The organism is Enterobacter sp. HSTU-ASh6, from assembly GCF_026319105.1.
In the GTDB taxonomy this organism is placed as follows: Bacteria; Pseudomonadota; Gammaproteobacteria; order Enterobacterales; family Enterobacteriaceae; genus Enterobacter; species Enterobacter sichuanensis.
On record NZ_WSPD01000011.1, the window covers coordinates 72,382 to 91,130 of the forward strand.

Here is an 18,749-nt window from a genome sequence, read left to right on the forward strand (position 1 = left end):
TTACGGAACAACAATCAGCGGGCCACTGGCCGCCCCCGTTGCTCGCCACTGCGGCACGTACATAGACTCCACCATCGGAACCGGCACCTGATAGGTGCCCGGCGTCACCGCGCGCGCCAGATAAACCAGCGTGACCGGCTGACCTTCGTTCGCCGGCACTGCTGCAACAAAGCGGTCGTCGCGGAATTCCATATGCTGAATGTCCGCCTGCTGCATCTGGCTCAGCAGGTTCTGCACTTCACTGCCGCTGTCCTGCAGGCTGGCGCTGCTGCTTGCCAGGTTCTGGTTTTCCAGCTCCAGACCGGCAGGGAGAAGATCCACCACCAGCGCGTCCGGCACGTTCTGGCTGGCTTTCACCTCCAGCCAGACCAGCACCAGCTCACCACTCTTCAGTGAGGAGAGCGATTTCGTGCTGCCGTCGGTTGCCAGAATATGACGTTCAACCTGCAGCACGTTCGAGCTCGGCTGAGGCGCATTTTCAGGATAACCTGTGCTGTCCAGGCGAACCCACAGAGGGGTTGTGCCGGTATTAGTGACCTGCAATGCACCAAGCTGGTCACCGGTGAGGTTTTGCACCTGCGCCTGATCCCCACCTGATGCGGTATCAGACAGCGAGGTTTGAGCCTGCCACGCACCGGACAAGGTTTGCAGCGAACGTCCGGCCAGGAACAGCGCGTTGCTCTCCTGAGTGGATAACCAGCGCTGGCTGAAGGCCTCTTCAGACAACGCATTCAACAGCGTATTTTGCGCATCCGGCAACAGCTTGTACTCCTCGAGAAGGGAGAGCATCAGCGCGTTATCGCGAAGCGTGCTGCCGTAATCGGCCATCCAGGTTTTACTGTCGTTACGCGGCGTTTTGAGCGCCAGATCCAGCGCCTGCTGGCTGCGTGGGGCATCGCCCATCAGCTTAAGCGCCATACCGAGCTGCATCAGCGGCAGACCGGAAGCCGCCTGACCGTGACGATCCCAGATTTCACGCAGCGCACCCAGCGGTGCTTTTTGCTGACGCGCCAGCACCAGCGCGGCATAGGCCTGCACAGCGAACTTGCTGGCCTGCGTATCGTCACTGTAGCGAATGGACATCATGCCCGGGTCCTGCAGATAGCGCAGCAAACGGCTATTCGCGTTATTGACCGCGTCGGCCGGCACGCTGTAACCCTGCTCGCCTGCGCGCACCAGGAAGTCAGTGACATAGGCGGTCAGCCAGTACTCTTCCGGACCGTTTTTATCCCACAGCGCGAAACCACCATCATCACGCTGCATCTGCAGCAGACGGGAGATGCCGATATCAATGGCGGTACGGCGTTTGTCGTCCGTATCACCTTTGATGCCAAGCGCCTTCAGCTGTGCCGCGTTGGTATAGAGCGACGGGAACAGGCCGCTGGTGGTTTGCTCAAGGCAACCATAAGGATAAGCCTGCAACTCGCGGATATAGCGCGCCAGATTGAGCGGTGGTTTACCGCTCAGCAGCAGTTGCCCCTGCAGCGTTGCAGGAGAGAAGCCGTTGATATGCTGCCCCGGTGCTGTCCAGGACTCACCCGGGTTCAGCATGGCCCCGGTATTCACCGTCTGCGCCGGGAACGCCGGACGGACACCGATTTTCCAGCTCTTCTGCTGCGGGGCAAAGGTCTCGCCCGGAAGCTGCAGGCCGGTCACCTGCGCAGTCACTTCACCGTCTCCGTAGCCGTCCAGCGCGCGCACCGGAATAAACAGAGTCGTCCGCGCACCTGGTGGCAGCCGCACCGGCTGCGGCTGCGCCCCTTCCAGCGTCAGTTTGCCGGTCGCGTTTAACGCCACGTTCAGCGTTTGCGGCTGATCGGTCAGGTTGGTGAGGTCCAGCGTTAAGCGTGAAGTATCGCCGCTTGCCAGGAAGCGCGGCGTATTCAGTTCAGTAATCACTGGCGCGGCAACAATCACTTTGCTTTCGCTGCTGCCGAAATCGTCTTCTGTCCAGGCCTGCGCCATCAGACGCAGCTCGCCGTTGAAGTCGCCAATCGGCAGCGTAACGGTGCCTTCCCCGTTAGCATCCAGCGTTACCGGCTGCGCCTGCTGGGCAATAATGGTGACGTGGTTGACCGGCGGTTTGCCACCGCGCTTCAGCTCATCCCCGTCGCCACCAAAACGCAGCGCGGCGAGGCGGCCCTGGCCTTCAATGACCTGACCATAGATATCGTAGATATCCGCGCCGTAGCGCTTCTGACCAAAGAAAGCCTGCCACGGATCCGGCGTGACGTAGTCGGTAATGTTCAGCACGCCGCTGTCCACCGCCGAGACCAGCACGTTCACTTTCTGCGGCACCGCGCCCTCTTTCACGCTGGCTTTCACCTTCACAGAGAGCGTCTGGTTTGGACGCATTTTCTGCGGGTTATCCAGCGCAATATTCAGGCGGCGATTTTCGTCGCCCATCGGCAGATGCAGCAGGCCGACCGCACGTTTCGGCGTGGCGGATTTGGATTTATCACCAGGGCGTACCACCAGCGTGCTGAGATAAAGATCGTGACGTTTCCAGGCTTTATCGACCGGGATAGCGAGATCCAGCCCGTTTGCCGGAACGTCGATCTCTTTCCACCACAGCGGCCCTTCGCTGGATTCGATCATGGCATAGCCCTTGCCGGCGGCCGGTGCAGCAATGTGCAGGTTGATAGTATCGCCAGGCTGATAACCCGGTTTATCCAGCTTCAGGGTGACGCGGTCAGGGCGCGCAGCCCCGGTGCCGTCGCTATTATCCTGCCAGCTGTAGCCCGCCCAGAAGCGCACGCTGCTGACCATGTCGTCCGGTGCTTTAACCTCCAGACGATAGGAACCCCACTCAACCGGGAAAGTGACTTTGCCGGTTTCATCAGCCTTGAGGGTCAACTCCTGCTCGCCTTCGATCAGATCTTTTTGATCAAACTGCGACTGCCAGCCCTCGCTTTCGGACCAGTTCCAGTAATAATCCCGACGTTCGCGGATCAGACGCACCTGTAACCCGGAAACCGCCTTTTTTGCCCCACTGGCATCGGCATAGACGATATCGAAACTGGCGTTGCCGTTCTCGTCGACAATCGGCTGGTTGACGGTGGTATCGGTGCGGTAGTCATAAACCGCCTTGCTGGCGAACTGAGGACGGATGCCCGGCAATTCCGCAGCAGGCCAGATAGCCTGCTCAGCACGACGCGTCACCGGACGACCGCCTGACTCCAGCAGGCTGGCCTGCAGGATCAGCTGTAAAGGAGAGTGCACCTCTTTCCACTGGCTCTCCGTAGAGACCTCGCCACGCCCCTGTTCATCCAGCGTAAGCTGAACTTCATCCAGACTGCGGCTCAGGTTTTCCTCGGCGATATCACCAAACTGGAAGCCCGGCAGTGCCGGAACCGCGTCGCGCAGTGGACGCAGGAAAAGTTGTCCCTGCAGAGCGTTACCGTTGGCCGGGGCACCATAGAGGTAATAGCCCACCACAGAAAAGTCGACGTTATCCTGCGGTGAAACCGGCGCTTTTTGCCCCGTCAGGTTAAGTGCCATCCGCTCAGGCATAAAATCTTCGACGTGGAAGTCCCACAGACGCTGCAGGTTATCGCCCGTATTGGCGCGGATATGCCACATGCCGGTCTGCGCCCCGCTGTCCAGCGGGTAGTTAAAGCGATAGAGACCGTTTTCAGGCTGCACGACGACGCTACGCGCCACCTGTCCGTCCGGACGCAGCACGTCAAGCTTCACCGGCTGATCGGGCAGTGGCTTACCGTCGCTGTCGCGCAGCAGACCGTTCAGGATCACTGTTTCGCCCGGACGGTAGAGATCGCGCGGGCCAAACATAAAGAATTGCTTGCTGTAGCCAGGGCTCCCTGCAATGTCGAACTCCGCCAGGTCAAGGGCCGGTAGCTTGAGGTCAAGCAGCGTGGTCTGACCGTCTTTGCTGGCCAGGATCAGCGCGGCTTCTTTGTCGGTTTCAAGTTTAGCGTGACCGTCACCGTCGCTGTTCGCTTCGGCGAGCGTCTGCCCTTTGTCGTTCAGCAGGGTCACGGTCACGCCGGATTGCGCCGCGCCGTTCTCCAGGCTCTGGGTAAAGATATCCAGGCGGTTATGATAACGGTGAGCGGACAGCCCAATATCACTTAAGGTAAAGAGCGTTGCGGCGTTGCTGTAGTTGTAATGCCCGGCCTGGTTCATGACCGCGATATACACGCCAGACTGCTGGAGCGGTTTAATATCCTTTAGCGGCAGCAGCAATTTTTCACGCGTATTGCGCGCCGGATTAAGATCGAAGCGACCGGTGTACACCAGCTCCGCCATCTTCAGCAGGTTGTCGGATTCCCAGTTGGTCAGCGCGTTGCGGTATTCCCACTGGCTGACAAAGGAGGCCAGCGATTCAGGCTTCACGCGATAGAAATTGACGTCCACGTTGTTAACGTTGAGCGCCATCACCGGCAGACCTTCGACCACTTTGCCCGGCAGCAGCGAGCCGCGGCTGGCAAAGCCGACGGTAGGCTCGACGTCCCGGGTGGTCAGGGCTTTTTCATAATCAGTGCCGAACGTCGCCTTATTCAGCCCCTGCAGGCCACGTTCAACGGTGACGACCAGGTTGCGGTTGGGCTCCAGATGGCGCAGACGAAGCTCTTTCAGGTTAGGCGCAAGTTCCCACGCCCCGTCAACTTTGCCGCTTTTCTTGTCCACGACATGCACCGTTTTCGCGAAATCCTGATCGGGATTCAGCGGAACCGAGAATGTCAGCACCAGCGTGGCCGCGCCGTCCAGCTGCACTTCTGAGGCATCCAGCAGGGTTAACGCTTTGCCCTGACTCTGCGCCGCCAGTTTTGCCAGCTTGTCAGCGTCGGGCTTTTCCGTAGCTTTCGGTGTTGATGGGGTGGAAGCGGCGGGAGCCGCAGATTGAGTGTTATCGTCGCTGTTATCACAGCCGACAAGCGTAAATGTGGTAAGCAGCGCGAGAGAGATCGCGGCTAAGCGAAACGGTTTCATCCTTTGTCCCTGGCCCACGGGGCCCGTTGGTCGTCGTCCGGATAAGTATTATCCGCAAGTTTCATTAATTCAAAAAGTCCAATTTTAGAATCTGGAAAGCGCCTCGCAGAGTGAGTCAAACCGGTAACCCGCTGGTGCTACGCCGATCACAGCGTGAAACGTTACATGTAACGTTTCACGTCATTTGTTTTTAAAACAACAAGATAGCTGGATAAGCTCGCCGGGAGCCTGCTAGTTTTAAGCTCAAGACGCACCCCGAGTGCGCGGTTCAATAAGAGAGAAAGCCATGAAACGAGCCGTGAACGCCCTACAAAATTTTGGAAAATCATTGTACGGACCGGTACTTATCTTACCGATCGTCGGTCTGTTTATCGCCTTTGGTAACGTGCTGGGTAACGGTAATCTCGCGGAGTATCTGCCGTTTCTTGGTCATCCTTTTATTCAGCATCTTGGTCAGCTTATCGCGAAATCGGCCGTGTCGGTGCTGGTCAACCTGGCGCTGGTGTTTGCCGTCGGTATCCCGATTGGCCTCGCGACGCGCGATAAAGGCTATGCCGCGCTGATTGGCCTGGTGACCTTTGTGGTGTTTATCAACGCCATGAACGTCACGCTGCAGCTCCAGGGTGCGCTGGCCGCGGCGGATCAGATGAAAGCCGCCGGGCAGACGATGGTGCTGGGCGTGCAGGTGCTGGAGATGGGGGTTTTTGCCGGGATCCTGACCGGTGCGCTTTCCGGCTATCTGTACAACAAATACTCCGGCGTACAGTTTAACGGCGCGATGGCAATCTACTCCGGCCACTGCTTTGTTGCTATTGTGATGCTCCCGGTCGCCATGCTGCTCGGCGTGGTAATGAGTGAAGTGTGGCCGTTTGCCCAGCACGGGATTAGCGCGATGGCGCTGGCCATCAAGGGCTCCGGACCTTTGGGCGTCGCCATCTACGGGTTCCTGGAACGTATTCTTGTGCCTACCGGCCTTCATCATCTGGTCTATACCCCGTTCCTGTATACCGAGCTGGGCGGCACGCAGGAGGTGTGCGGCACGGTTTACCAGGGCGCGCGCAATATCTACTTCGCCGAGATGGCCTGCCCGGAGGTGAAGCAGCTCAGCAGCACCGTGGTGTGGGACGCCCGCGGCATCAGCAAGATGTTCGGCCTGCCTGCGGCGGCGCTGGCGATGTACATGACCGCAAAGCCGGAGCGTAAAGCCATTGCGAAAGCCATTCTGATCCCGGCAGCGCTCACCTCGCTGCTGGTCGGCGTGACCGAACCCATTGAGTTCTCCTTCCTGTTTGTCGCCCCGCTGCTTTTCGTGGTGCACGCGATCCTGACCGGCATCGGCATGATGCTGTTCTCGCTGCTGGGCGTTCACGCCATCGGCGCTAACGGGATCATTGATTTCATCCTCTACAACCTGCCGCTGGGCACGGAGAAATCCAACTGGCCGATGTACCTCCTGGTCGGGCTGATCATGTTCATCCTCTACTTCGCGGTGTTCCGCTTCCTGATCCTGCGCTTCGACATGAAGACGCCGGGCCGTGAGGATGACGATAAGGAGACGCGCCTCTACAGCAAGCAGGAGTACCAGGCGAAGGGTAACAACGACGGGCTGGGCGAATCCATCGTGGTGGGTCTCGGCGGTCGGGAAAATATTGACGTGGTGGATAACTGCTACACCCGCTTACGCGTCACGGTGAAGGACGTCACCCTCATCGACGAGCCGCGCCTGAAGGCGACCGGCGCGAAAGGGATTATCAAACAAGGTAACAACGTTCAGGTGGTCTACGGGCTGCATGTCAAAAAAATGCGAGAAGCCGTTGAGACGTTTCTCTGAAAGGAGCTAAAGATGTTTACACCCCCATTCATTCTGTCGATTGCCGGCGGCGGCAGCACCTACACGCCGGGTATTGTGAAAAGCCTGATGGTGCGCCTGCAGGATTTCCCGCTGGCTGAAATCCGCCTCTACGACATCGACGAGACGCGTCAGAACACCATTGCGCCGGTCGTCGAGAAGGTCATTCGTGACCACAGTCAGAGCATCAAATTCACCGTCACCAGCGACCCGGAAGTGGCCTTTAGCGGCGCCCATTTCGTCTTCGCCCAGATGCGCGTCGGCCAGTACAAGATGCGCGAGCAGGACGAGAAGATCCCGCTGCGCCACGGCGTGGTAGGTCAGGAAACCTGCGGGCCCGGCGGGCTGGCGTACGGTCTTCGCACCATCCTGCCGATGGTGGAGCTTATCGATCGGGTGGATCGCTACGCGCACGAGAAGGCCTGGATCGTGAACTACTCCAACCCGGCGGCGATCGTCGCTGAAGGGGTGAGACGCCTGCGCCCAAACGCACGCGTGCTCAATATTTGCGATATGCCGGTGGCGGCGATGCGTAACATGGGGGCGATTCTGGGTGTCGATCGCCGCAAGCTGGAGGTCGACTACTTTGGTCTGAACCACTTCGGCTGGTTTACCCGCGTGCGGGTGGACGGCGAGGACAAGCTGCCGGAGCTGCGTAAGCATATCGCGAAGTTTGGCCTGTTGACGGAAGATGCGGCCAAAACCGATCCGCAGCATTCCGATCCCTCCTGGGTGAAGACCTGGCGCAACATTAAGCCGATCATGGATAACTTCCCGGAGTACCTGCCGAACCCGTATCTGCAGTATTACCTGATGCCGAACCAGATTGTGGCGCATCAGAACCCGGACTATACCCGCGCCAATGAAGTGATTGACGGGCGCGAGAAAAAGCTGTTCGCTGCCGCCGAAGAGTACAAGCGCACCGGGATCCTGCCGGATGCCTTCCACGTGGGCGTGCACGGTGAATTTATCGTCGACGTCGCCTGCTCGCTGGCCTTTAACCTGCACAGCCGCCATCTGGTGATGGTGGAAAACCGCGGCGCGATTACCAACCTGCCTTACGATGCCGTGGTGGAAGTGCCTGCTTATATCACCTCCGAAGGGCCAGAGCCGGTCCGCATCGGTCAGGTGCCGCTGTTCCATCAGACCCTTTTGCAGCAGCAGCTCGCCTCTGAACAGCTGCTGGTGGAAGCGACGATTGAAGGGAGTTATGAGAAAGCCCTTCAGGCCTTCACTCTCAACCGCACCGTGCCGACCATGGAACACGCGAAGGCGATACTGGATGAGATGATCGAGGCTAACCGTGACTACTGGCCAGCGCTGCAAAAAGCCTGGCAGGACGGCGAACCGGTGAAAAAATAGGGGCTTGCTCGCGAGTTGAACGTGGTTTGCTTGTCGGTGTCAGAAAAAACACCGACAATCCTTTTTTACGGAAAAGAATGGAGGCAACCCATGTCCACCTCATATTTTGTCGCTGCCGACTGGCTGATTGAGCACGGCGACGATCCGGAAGTGCAGATTATTGACGCGCGTATGGCCCCTCCGGGACAAGAGCATCGTGACGTGCCCGGTGAATACCGCGCCGGACATCTGCCGGGTGCGGTATTTTTTGATATTGAAGCCCTCTCCGATCACACCTCTCCCCTGCCGCACATGCTGCCGCGTCCGGAAGCGTTTTCCGTGGCGATGCGCGAGCTGGGCGTCAGCAAAGACAAACACCTCGTTGTTTATGATGAAGGTAACCTCTTCTCAGCCCCGCGCGCGTGGTGGATGTTGAAAAACTTCGGCGTGGAAAAAGTCTCGATTCTGGCAGGCGGCCTCGCGGGCTGGAAGCGTGACGAACTGCCGCTTCAGCAGGGCGACGTGACGCTGCCGGAAGGCGAATTCGATGCCACGTTCGACGCGCACGTAGTGAAACGCCTGACCGATGTGCTGGTTGTAAGCCACGAAAAAACGGCCCAAATCGTTGATGCCCGCCCTGCGCCACGTTTCAATGCCGAGGCGGATGAACCGCGTCCGGGACTTAGGCGCGGACATATTCCCGGTGCGCTGAACGTGCCATGGGGCGATCTGGTGTTCGAGGGCGAGCTGAAAACCACCGACGAGCTGCGCGCCATCTTTGCGCGTCAGGGCGTGGATTTACACCGTCCGATTATCGCCAGCTGCGGTTCCGGCGTCACGGCCTGCGTGGTCATCCTGGCGCTCGCCACGCTCGGCGTTAACGACGTCACGCTCTACGACGGTGCCTGGAGCGAATGGGGTGCGCGTGACGACCTGCCGGTTGAACCGGCAAAATAATGGATAACCGCCTGGCCACGCTGTTAACGCGCGGGGAATCGCTGACCCGCGCGGAGTATCGGGTCCTCGCCCACCTGACAGAACACCCGCTGCTGGTGGGCAAGATTACGGTTCGCGAGCTGGCGCAGGCGACGTTCGTCTCTACCGCCACCATTATGCGGCTGTGTCAGAAGCTGGGGTTCAGCGGATTTAGCGAGTTTATCTGGCACTGCAAACAGCTGCTCTCCGACACCCCGCATATTGCCGCTCAGGGGCAATCGCACCCTGAACTACCTGCGCTTTTTAATCAGTTTATCGCCAACTATCAGCACACCTTTCAGTGGGTGACGCACGATAAGCGCCAGCAGTTTGCCGACCTGCTGCGCCAGAAAGAGAGCTTCTTTCTCTACGGCGCCGGGTTTTCCTATCTGTTTGCGGAGTACCTGACCAAGAAATTGCAGGTGCTGGGCAAAACGGCGTTTATCTCCGGCCCGGGCGACAGCCGGAACATCTTTCTCAGCAATGCCGCCCGCTATGAGGTGTTTATTGCCGTCTCGCGCAGCGGCGAAACGGAACAGGTGCTGGATAAAGCGCGGATCGCCAAAAACGTCGGTATGACGATCGTCGCGTTTACCCGCGCCTCGGCCAATACGCTGGCGGGGATGGCGGATGTGCACTTTGCCCTCTATGACGAGGCGGTACATTTCGCCGCCGAAGCAGCAGGCGTGACGTCGTTTGAGTCGAATCTGGTACTGCTGATGGATTTACTGCTGCTGGAAGCAACGGGGTGATGGTTCACCCCGCTGTCATCAGATAATGCGGTTGGTTTTGAGATCGCGCAGGAAGCCGCCCCAGCGACGTTCGTAGAACGGCGTGATGTGCTCGGTAATAAAGTGGCTAATGCCCTTCTCACCGTTCTTCACCTGGCAGATATCAATCGGTTCATCCCCCGGCAGCGTGTCGGTGGCCACGCTTCCCGCCGCCTGAACGATCTCGTCGAAATCACCATCTGCTTCAATACCGATCAGCAGCACCGGCTTTTCGTCTGCACGCTCTTTGATCGAGCAAAGGAATGCGCGTCGTACCGGCTTCAGGGTTTTGAACAGCGTGGTCAGGGAATCGATCATCTGCGCAGGCGGCTCGGCCACTTCAGACAGCAGCAGCGTTTCGCCCCCTTCCAGCACTTCCTGGGTGCTGAGCGGGTTACCCTCTTCACCGATCAGGTGACTAATTTCACGCGGGGTGAACTCTTTTCCGGTCGGCAGCTTCGCGTTGAGGAACAGCGTCTGGCCCAGGGTCATTTCAAACAAGGTGCGCACCGGCATCACCACGAATGCCTGTTCGTCTTCTACCGCTTTCTGCAGCGCTTCCAGCGAGGTAAAGAACGGGATCACCGAAGAGCCGTCGTCTTTCTCCCAGTGCAGGAGATCCAGCGCGCTGTCTTCCACAACCTGCTCCCCTTCTGCGGCCGTGCCCGGCACCCAGACGGTGGATTCCAGCAGCGTGCGGAAGAATGCCGGACGGTGGGCGGGTTCGGTCGCCGCCTGCTCCAGCAGGGTTTCTAATTCGTTTTTGGTTTCGGACATAACAATTCCAGATGTCGAATTTCCCCCTCACCCTAACCCTCTCCCCAAAGGGGAGAGGGAATTTAAACACCCTCTCCCCTTTGGGGAGAGGGCTAGGGTGAGGGGCAACAATTACTCAGCCGTCAGCAGGTTCGCCACGGTACGCACGCCGAGACCGGTCGCGCCTGCGGACCACTGCTCAACCGCCGCTTTACGGTACGTCGCGGAGCAGTCGATGTGCAGCCAGCCTTCGCGGTAGTTCTCAACGAAGTGGGACAGGAAACCGGCTGCGGTGCTTGCCCCTGCCGGGTACGCCGCGCTTGCGGTGTTGTTCAGTTCAGCAAAGTTAGACGGCAGCTGGCTGCGGTGGAACTCGGCCAGCGGCAGGCGCCAGAACGGCTCGTTCTCTGCCGCCGCACTTGCCAGCAGGCGGGCAGCCAGCTTGTCGTCGAAGCTGAACAGCGCATGGTAGTCGTTACCCAGGGCGGTTTTCGCCGCACCGGTCAGGGTCGCCATGTCGATAATCAGCTCTGGCTTCTGAGCTGAGGCATCGATCAGGCCATCGGCCAGCACCAGACGGCCTTCCGCATCGGTATTCATCACCTCAACGTTTTTGCCGTTGCGATAGCGAATGATATCGCCCAGTTTGAAGGCGTTACCGCTCACCATGTTGTCGGCGCAGCACAGGTACAGCTTCACGCGTTTTTTCAGGCCACGGGTAATCGCAAACGCCAGCGCGCCGGTAATGGTCGCCGCGCCGCCCATGTCGGACTTCATGGAGTCCATGAACGCGCTCTGCTTCAGACTGTAGCCGCCGGTATCGAAGGTGATACCTTTCCCGACCAGGCAGGCAAAGACCGGCGCATCTTTATCGCCGGTTGGGTTGTAGTCCAGCGCCAGCAGCACCGGAGGACGCTCAGAACCACGGCCCACGGTGTGGATCCCCATATAGTTCTGCTCGCGCAGATCTTCACCTTTGGTGATGCGGTAAGACATTTTATCGCCGGCCACGCCGCACAGCAGGTCAACGGCGCGCTGCGCCAGCTGTTCCGGTCCCAGCTCTTCCGCCGGTGCGTTAATGGTGTCGCGCACCCAGTCGATGATGTTCAGGCGGCTTTCCAGCTCTTTTTGACCGGCTTCGTCAAGGTTGGCCCACTCAATTTTGCGGGTGCCTTTCGGTCCTTTATAGCCAGCCCAGAACGCCCAGCTGCGGTCGGTGTCCCAGCCCTCGCCTGCCAGAGAGACATGCTTAATGCCCAGGCCGTCAATTTTACGCGCGGCGCGCTGGATCAGGCCCAAATCATCGTTGCCCGTCAGGTGCAGGGTAATACCGTCGTTGTTGATGCTATACGTGGCTTTCTCGCCCCAGCGCGCGTCGGCAGGCTGATTCGAGAGCGTAATCTTCATCGCTTCGGTCATTTTATTTTTCCTTATTAGCAACTAGCAAACGGGCCGCCTGAAGGCAGCCCGTTATGTTATTTATTCTGCTTCATCTAACCAGACTAACAGAATCGCCTCCAGAATTTTTTCATTGGATGCGTTGGGATCGTCGTCGAAATCCTCTAAATCGCAGATCCACTGATGCATGTCGGTGAATCGTACGGTCTTTGGATCGAGATCCGGGTTCGCGTCGTAGAGCGCTTCGCCGATTTCACGGCTGTCAGTCCACTTCAGTCCCATATTAGTGCTCGCGTGCGTGGTTGATGGTATAGCGTGGGAATTCCACGACCAGATCTTCATCGGTCACCGCGGCCTGGCAGCTTAAGCGGCTGTCGGGCTCCAGACCCCATGCTTTATCCAGCATATCGTCTTCGTCTTCGGTGCTCTCGGCGAGAGAGTCAAAACCTTCACGCACGATGCAGTGGCACGTCGTGCAGGCACAGGATTTCTCGCAGGCGTGTTCCACTTCGATACCTGCACGCAGGGCAACATCGAGAATGGTTTCACCGGTCTTCGCTTCCAGAACAGCGCCATCCGGACAGAGGTCCGCATGAGGCAAAATAACAATCTTTGGCATATTAAACCTCGTCCACGGACTGGCCTTTCAGCGCGACGCGGACAGATTTGTCCATGCGGCGAGCAGCAAAGTCCTGGGTTTGTTTATCAACGTTTTTAATGGCTTCTTCTATTGCGTCAGCGTCATTGCCCTGGGCGACCACGCTTAAGTGCGCGGCAGCCTCGTCAATCACCTGACGCTCAGCGGCGCTTAACAGCGCGGCATCGGCAGCGAGCGCGCCGTTCAGGCTTTCCAGCACGCGTGCGGCTTCCACTTTCTGTTCCGCCAGCATACGCGCCTTCACATCCTGCTCGGCGTAACTCATTGAGTCCTGAATCATGGAGGCGATTTCGCCATCGGTCAGGCCGTAGGACGGCTTCACCTGAATGGACGATTCCACGCCGGTGGATTTCTCCATCGCCGTGACGCTCAGCAGACCGTCCGCATCCACCTGGAAGGTGACGCGAATATGCGCCCCGCCCGCCGGCAGCGCCGGAATGCCCCGCAGCGCAAAGCGCGCCAGAGAGCGGCAGTCCTGTACCAGCTCACGCTCGCCCTGCATCACGTGGATGGACATCGCGGTCTGGCCGTCCTTAAAGGTGGTGAACTCCTGCGCGCGCGCCACCGGAATGGTGGTGTTACGCGGAATGACTTTCTCCACCAGGCCGCCCATGGTTTCTAGCCCCAGCGACAGCGGGATGACGTCCAGCAGCAGCATTTCGCTGTCCGGCTTGTTGCCGACCAGTATATCGGCCTGAATCGCGGCGCCCACAGCGACCACTTTGTCCGGGTCGATGGCGGTCAGCGGCGTGCGGCCAAAGAACTCACCTACACGTTCACGCACCAGCGGCACACGGGTGGAGCCGCCCACCATGACCACTTCCAGCACCTCGTCAGCCTCAACGCCGGCATCTTTCAGCGCGCGACGACAGGCCAGCAGGGTACGCTTAACCAGCGGAGCGATCAGATCGTTGAACTGGTCGCGGGTGATTTCACCCTGCCAGCCCGCCACGTTCACGCTGGCTGACGGCGCATCGCTCAGGGCGATTTTGGCGTCAATGGCCGCATCCAGCAGTTCACGCTGTACGCGGGCATCGCTGCGATCGGCAATACCCGCCTGCTCGCGGATGTAATCCGCCAGCAGATGGTCGAAGTCATCGCCGCCCAGCGCGGAATCCCCGCCGGTGGCCAGCACTTCAAACACCCCGCGGCTTAAGCGCAGGATGGAGATGTCAAAGGTGCCGCCGCCGAGATCGTAGACCGCAATAACCCCTTCCTGACCGGAGTCGAGGCCGTAGGCAATCGCCGCGGCCGTCGGTTCGTTCAGCAGGCGCAGCACGTGCAGGCCCGCCAGACGCGCGGCGTCTTTGGTGCCCTGACGCTGTGCGTCGTCAAAATAGGCCGGAACGGTAATGACCACGCCGTCCAGATCGCCGCCAAGGGTCGCCGTCGCGCGCGCCGCCAGCGCTTTGAGGATATCTGCAGAAACACGGATCGGGTTCAGCAGACCGGCCGCGGTGGCAATCATCGGCAGGCCGTTTTCACTTGCCTGCAGCTGATACGGGAGATGCGGATAGCGGGTCTGGATATCGGCCAGCGAGCGGCCCATCATGCGCTTTACTGAGCTGATGGTGTTGGCCGGATCGCGCGCCGCGTTGGCGCGAGCGTCATAGCCGACCGCGTGACCCTGCGGCTGGTAGTGGACCACGGAAGGCAGCAGATGGCGGCCCTGCTCGTCAGCCAGCGTTTCCGCCTGGCCGCTACGCACGGTCGCCACAAGGGAATTGGTGGTGCCCAGGTCAATACCGACCGCCAGACGACGCTGGTGCGGTGCGGCACTTAAGCCAGGCTCACTAATTTGTAATAAGGCCATAATTGCTTCCGAAATTAAAAATCGAGCAGCTTTTCTTCGAGTTGTTCAGCACTGCTTCGCAGTTTATCGAGAAAACGGAGTTTGCGCACAGTATCTGCCGCCACGTCCCAGGTCTCGTTGTTCAGTTGCTCCACCATCTGCTGATGGCGGGTATCGAACATACCCTTTACGCGCGTGATAAAGCGTTCCAGACGCGCTTCGTCTTTGGCCTGTTCAATCTCATCAAGCTCTTCGCGAAGCTCCAGCTGCTCCATCAGAAACGCCGTGTCGCGCACGGTGTGCTGCTCGCTCGCGAGATCAAACCCGTGGAGCGAAAGCAGATATTCTGCACGCGCCAGCGGATGGCGCAGCGTCTGCCAGGCCTGGTTGATGGTCGCAGATTGCGATACCGCAGCCAGCTGCTCCGCCTGCGTACCACTGGCGAATTTATCCGGATGGTACTGACGCTGCAGGTCCTGAAAACGGTTAGTCAGCGCCTGGAGATCAATCGGGTATTGAGCGGGTAGTCCGAAGAGAGTGAAGTAATCCATAACAATCTCAGGGGTAGCCTGTTAGAACAAACCCCACGCGTGGCGGGTAACGCCACGGTGGGGTTTCGGATAACGCGCGATTAAACGTGGAAGCTTTCGCCGCAACCACACTCGTCTTTGACGTTCGGGTTCGTGAATTTGAACCCTTCGTTCAGGCCTTCTTTTACAAAGTCCAGCTGAGTGCCGTTGAGGAATTGCAGGCTTTTGCCATCGACCACCACCTTCACGCCCTTGTCTTCAAACACGGTGTCATCAGACGCCGGCTCGTCAACAAACTCCAGTACGTAAGCCATACCAGAACAGCCGGAGGTACGTACGCCCAGTCGCAGGCCAAAGCCTTTACCACGGTTCGCCAGAAAAGAGCTTACTCGCGCGGCAGCGCTGTCGCTAAGGGTAATCGACATACTCAAACCTCAATTATTTTGCTTCACGTTTGCTTTTGTAATCCGCAATGGCGGCTTTGATCGCGTCTTCTGCCAGAATGGAACAGTGAATTTTCACCGGCGGCAGTTCGAGCTCTTCAGCAATGTCCGTGTTCTTGATTGCCTGTGCTTCGTCCAGAGACTTGCCCTTCACCCATTCGGTCACCAGGGAGCTGGACGCAATAGCAGAACCGCAGCCGTAGGTCTTGAAGCGCGCGTCTTCAATGATACCTTCATTGTTGACTTTAATCTGCAACTTCATCACGTCGCCACACGCGGGTGCACCGACCATGCCGCTGCCGACAGATTCATCGCTGTTGTCAAAAGAGCCAACGTTGCGCGGGTTTTCGTAATGATCGATGACTTTTTCGCTGTATGCCATGATTGAATTCTCCTTATGTACCGATTAGTGATGTGACCATTCAATGCTGTTCAGATCCACGCCCTGCTTAAACATTTCCCACAGTGGAGAAAGGTCGCGCAGACGGCCGATGGAATTGCGAACCAGCTTGATGGTGTAGTCAATCTCTTCTTCGGTAGTGAAACGACCTAAAGAGAAACGGATAGAGCTGTGGGCCAGCTCGTCAGTCATACCCAGCGCGCGCAGCACGTAGGATGGCTCCAGGCTTGCAGACGTACAGGCAGAACCGGAAGAAACCGCCAGGTCTTTCAGGGCCATGATCAGCGATTCGCCTTCAACGTAGTTAAAGCTCACGTTGAGGATGTTCGGTGCGCCCTGCTCGAGATCGCCGTTCAGATACACTTCTTCCATATCTTTCACGCCGTCCCACAGACGGTTACGCAGCGTACGCAGGCGTGCCATCTCGGTTTCCATCTCTTCTTTCGCAATGCGGTACGCTTCGCCCATGCCCACGATTTGGTGAACAGGCAGGGTACCGGAACGCATGCCGCGCTCGTGACCGCCGCCGTGCATCTGTGCTTCGATGCGGATACGTGGCTTACGACGAACGTACAGTGCGCCAATGCCTTTCGGGCCATAGATTTTGTGGCCGGAGAAGGACATCAGGTCCACTTTCAGCTGGCTCAGGTCGATAGGCAGTTTGCCCACGCTCTGGGTCGCGTCAACGTGGTAGATGATACCGCGCGCGCGGCACATTTCACCGATGGTTGCGATGTCCTGTACCACGCCGATTTCGTTGTTGACGTGCATGATGGAAACCAGAATGGTGTCATCACGCATGGCCGCTTCGAGCTCTTTCAGGTCAATAATGCCGTTGCTCTGTGGCGCCAGGTAAGTAACTTCAAACCCTTCACGCTCGAGCTGACGGCAGGTGTCCAGCACGGCTTTGTGTTCGGTTTTGCTGGTGATGATGTGCTTGCCTTTTTTCTGATAAAAGTTGGCTGCACCTTTGATCGCCAGGTTGTCGGATTCGGTCGCACCGGAGGTGAAAACAATCTCACGCGGGTCGGCACCCACCAGGTCAGCAATCTGATTACGGGCGATATCAACCGCCTCTTCAGCATGCCAGCCAAAACGGTGTGAACGGGAAGCTGGGTTACCAAAGTTTCCGTCCAGGGTCAGACACTGCATCATTTTCTCGGCAACACGCGGGTCCACCGGCGTGGTTGCGGAGTAGTCGAGATAAATCGGTAATTTCATTGCTCTATAAACTCCGTACATCGCTTCAATGCAAGGAATCAGGCAACCGGCTGGATGTACGACCGAGTACACGGGGCATGTTTTTGCCCCGGCCTGATTCTGAAATACTTATCGTTTTATTACGCGCGTAATTTGACGTCGATAGCGTCCTGCGCGCGAGTGCTGCGTTGGGAATCATGGCTATGCTGACGACCGGATACGTCCAGAACTTCCTGGTTATTCACCAGTTCACCGAGGGTGATGTTGTTCAGGAAGCCGGTCAGACGGTCGCTCAGATCGCGCCACAGCGCGTGGGTCAGGCACTTATCGCCGCCCTGGCAGCCGCCTTTACCCTGGCAACGGGTCGCGTCAACGGATTCGTCTACGGCGCTAATCACTTCGCCGACTGCAATACTGCCCGCGTCTTTACCGAGCAGATAACCGCCGCCCGGACCACGAACGCTGGAAACCAGTCCATTTTTACGCAGTCTGGAGAACAGCTGTTCAAGATAAGAGAGGGAGATCCCTTGTCGTTCAGAAATATCAGCCAACGGAACCGGGCCCGCTTCGGAGTTGAGCGCAACGTCCAGCATCGCGGTTACGGCATAACGCCCTTTAGATGTCAGTCTCATGTCTTACTTAACCTCAAACTCGCCCCTGCCCGGGGTTTTTTATAGTAAAATGGGGTATTGCATAGCAGGGCCAAGTCTGACATTCCTGACTAAAATGGTCAACTATTTACTTGACTGTTTTAGTCAGGTATTTAACCTTCTGTGCCTTCATAATATCGGTGCGGCCTGATGCCCTCACCCCAGCCCTCTCCCACGGGGAGAGGGGGAAATCGGCACTACTCTTTATTCTTCTGCTCAATCGACGCCAGAATGCCGCGCAGGATGTTCAGTTCCTGGCTTTCCGGACGGGCGCGGGTAAACAGACGACGCAGCTTGTTCATCACCTGTCCCGGGTGGCCTTCACGGATAAATCCGGTAGAGAGCAGGGTCTGCTCCAGATGCCCATAGAAGCGCTCCAGATCGTCCACCAGCGGATAGGCCGTCTCTTCCTTCGGTTCTGCCGCGTTCTCCTGCGCCGCCAGCCAGGCCATACGCACTTCGTAAGCGATAACCTGCACCGCCATCGCCAGGTTCAGCGAGCTGTATTCCGGGTTCGCCGCAATGGCGACGTGATAGTGGCATTTCTGCAGTTCGTCGTTGGTCAGGCCAACGCGCTCGCGGCCAAACACCAGCGCAACCGGCGCCTGTTCCGCTTCCGAGACACTTTTCAGGCCGCATTCGCGCGGATCGAGCATGGGCCACGGCAGCGTACGTGAACGCGCGCTCGTCCCCACCACCAGGCTGCAACCGGCCAGGGCTTCATCCAGCGTGTCCACGATCTGTGCATTGCCGATCACATCGCTGGCACCGGCCGCCAGAGCAATCGCCTGCGAGTCAGGTTTCACCAGCGGGTTAACCAGCCAGAGATTGGTTAAGCCCATGGTTTTCATAGCGCGGGCAACAGAGCCCATGTTGCCGGTGTGCGATGTTTCGACCAGCACGATTCGAATGTTTTGCAGCATAATTTTTAATGTCTGAATTCAGTGTCTGAAGAATATTCGGGCATATTATCATAAACGGGAGACATAATCCGATCCCGCTGCTATACTCTGCGCCGATTTTCCTGTTCTTTA

Annotated in this window: 16 protein-coding genes; 4 read left to right on the forward strand and 12 right to left on the reverse strand. The window is 58.2% G+C overall.

Annotated elements, in window-relative coordinates; genetic code table 11:
• Positions 1-4,953, reverse strand: coding sequence for an alpha-2-macroglobulin family protein (locus GM298_RS14890; RefSeq protein WP_262748030.1), 4,953 nt, complete (start codon positions 4,951-4,953; stop codon positions 1-3).
• Positions 4,954-5,239: 286 nt separating this feature from the next.
• On the opposite strand from GM298_RS14890, the gene GM298_RS14895 reads away from it, so the two are divergent.
• The 4 genes from GM298_RS14895 (at position 5,240) to GM298_RS14910 (ending at position 9,870) form a co-directional block, all read left to right on the forward strand.
• Positions 5,240-6,784, forward strand: a complete 1,545-nt coding sequence (locus GM298_RS14895) for a PTS transporter subunit EIIC (protein ID WP_262748028.1) — start codon at positions 5,240-5,242, stop codon at positions 6,782-6,784.
• A gap of 12 nt (positions 6,785-6,796) precedes the next feature.
• On the forward strand, positions 6,797-8,164 hold the full coding sequence (locus GM298_RS14900) for a 6-phospho-alpha-glucosidase (protein WP_262784217.1): 1,368 nt from the start codon (positions 6,797-6,799) through the stop codon (positions 8,162-8,164).
• A 90-nt stretch (positions 8,165-8,254) separates the two neighbouring features.
• Entirely contained in the window at positions 8,255-9,100 is an 846-nt protein-coding gene (gene sseA / locus GM298_RS14905) for a 3-mercaptopyruvate sulfurtransferase (RefSeq protein WP_126800287.1), read from the forward strand.
• A complete protein-coding gene (locus GM298_RS14910) occupies positions 9,100-9,870 on the forward strand; it encodes a MurR/RpiR family transcriptional regulator (RefSeq protein WP_262784216.1) in 771 nt (256 codons plus the stop codon). Before sseA ends, GM298_RS14910 begins: the two co-directional genes overlap by 1 nt.
• 18 nt (positions 9,871-9,888) lie before the next feature.
• On the opposite strand, the gene sseB is transcribed toward GM298_RS14910, so the two are convergent.
• From sseB to trmJ, 11 genes are all read right to left on the reverse strand, one after another.
• The gene (sseB, locus tag GM298_RS14915; protein ID WP_025757678.1) at positions 9,889-10,665 is read right to left on the reverse strand and encodes an enhanced serine sensitivity protein SseB; all 777 of its coding nucleotides are present in this window, start codon (positions 10,663-10,665) and stop codon (positions 9,889-9,891) included.
• A gap of 111 nt (positions 10,666-10,776) precedes the next feature.
• Entirely contained in the window at positions 10,777-12,063 is a 1,287-nt protein-coding gene (pepB, locus tag GM298_RS14920) for an aminopeptidase PepB (RefSeq protein ID WP_045284592.1), read from the reverse strand.
• Between the two features lie 60 nt (positions 12,064-12,123).
• Positions 12,124-12,324 (reverse strand): Fe-S cluster assembly protein IscX, encoded by a 201-nt coding sequence (iscX, locus tag GM298_RS14925; protein WP_003860650.1) that lies wholly within the window; start codon positions 12,322-12,324, stop codon positions 12,124-12,126.
• Position 12,325: 1 nt separating this feature from the next.
• Entirely contained in the window at positions 12,326-12,661 is a 336-nt protein-coding gene (fdx, locus tag GM298_RS14930) for an ISC system 2Fe-2S type ferredoxin (protein WP_003860652.1), read from the reverse strand.
• A 1-nt stretch (position 12,662) separates the two neighbouring features.
• Positions 12,663-14,513, reverse strand: coding sequence for a Fe-S protein assembly chaperone HscA (hscA, locus tag GM298_RS14935; RefSeq protein ID WP_047959239.1), 1,851 nt, complete (start codon positions 14,511-14,513; stop codon positions 12,663-12,665).
• Positions 14,514-14,527: 14 nt separating this feature from the next.
• Positions 14,528-15,043, reverse strand: coding sequence for a co-chaperone HscB (hscB, locus tag GM298_RS14940; RefSeq protein ID WP_262784214.1), 516 nt, complete (start codon positions 15,041-15,043; stop codon positions 14,528-14,530).
• Between the two features lie 80 nt (positions 15,044-15,123).
• Complete coding sequence (gene iscA, locus GM298_RS14945) at positions 15,124-15,447, reverse strand: iron-sulfur cluster assembly protein IscA (RefSeq protein WP_003860659.1); 324 nt, start codon at positions 15,445-15,447, stop codon at positions 15,124-15,126.
• A 13-nt stretch (positions 15,448-15,460) separates the two neighbouring features.
• Positions 15,461-15,847: a Fe-S cluster assembly scaffold IscU gene (iscU, locus tag GM298_RS14950; RefSeq protein ID WP_003860661.1), complete on the reverse strand. Its 387-nt coding sequence runs from the start codon at positions 15,845-15,847 to the stop codon at positions 15,461-15,463.
• A gap of 24 nt (positions 15,848-15,871) precedes the next feature.
• Positions 15,872-17,086 carry a cysteine desulfurase gene (gene iscS, locus GM298_RS14955; RefSeq protein ID WP_003860663.1) on the reverse strand — a complete coding sequence of 405 codons (1,215 nt, stop codon included), beginning with the start codon at positions 17,084-17,086 and terminating at the stop codon, positions 15,872-15,874.
• A gap of 119 nt (positions 17,087-17,205) precedes the next feature.
• Entirely contained in the window at positions 17,206-17,697 is a 492-nt protein-coding gene (gene iscR / locus GM298_RS14960) for a Fe-S cluster assembly transcriptional regulator IscR (protein ID WP_008502158.1), read from the reverse strand.
• A gap of 215 nt (positions 17,698-17,912) precedes the next feature.
• Complete coding sequence (trmJ, locus tag GM298_RS14965; protein WP_266154375.1) at positions 17,913-18,638, reverse strand: tRNA (cytosine(32)/uridine(32)-2'-O)-methyltransferase TrmJ; 726 nt, start codon at positions 18,636-18,638, stop codon at positions 17,913-17,915.
• Between the last annotated feature and the right edge of the window lie 111 nt (positions 18,639-18,749).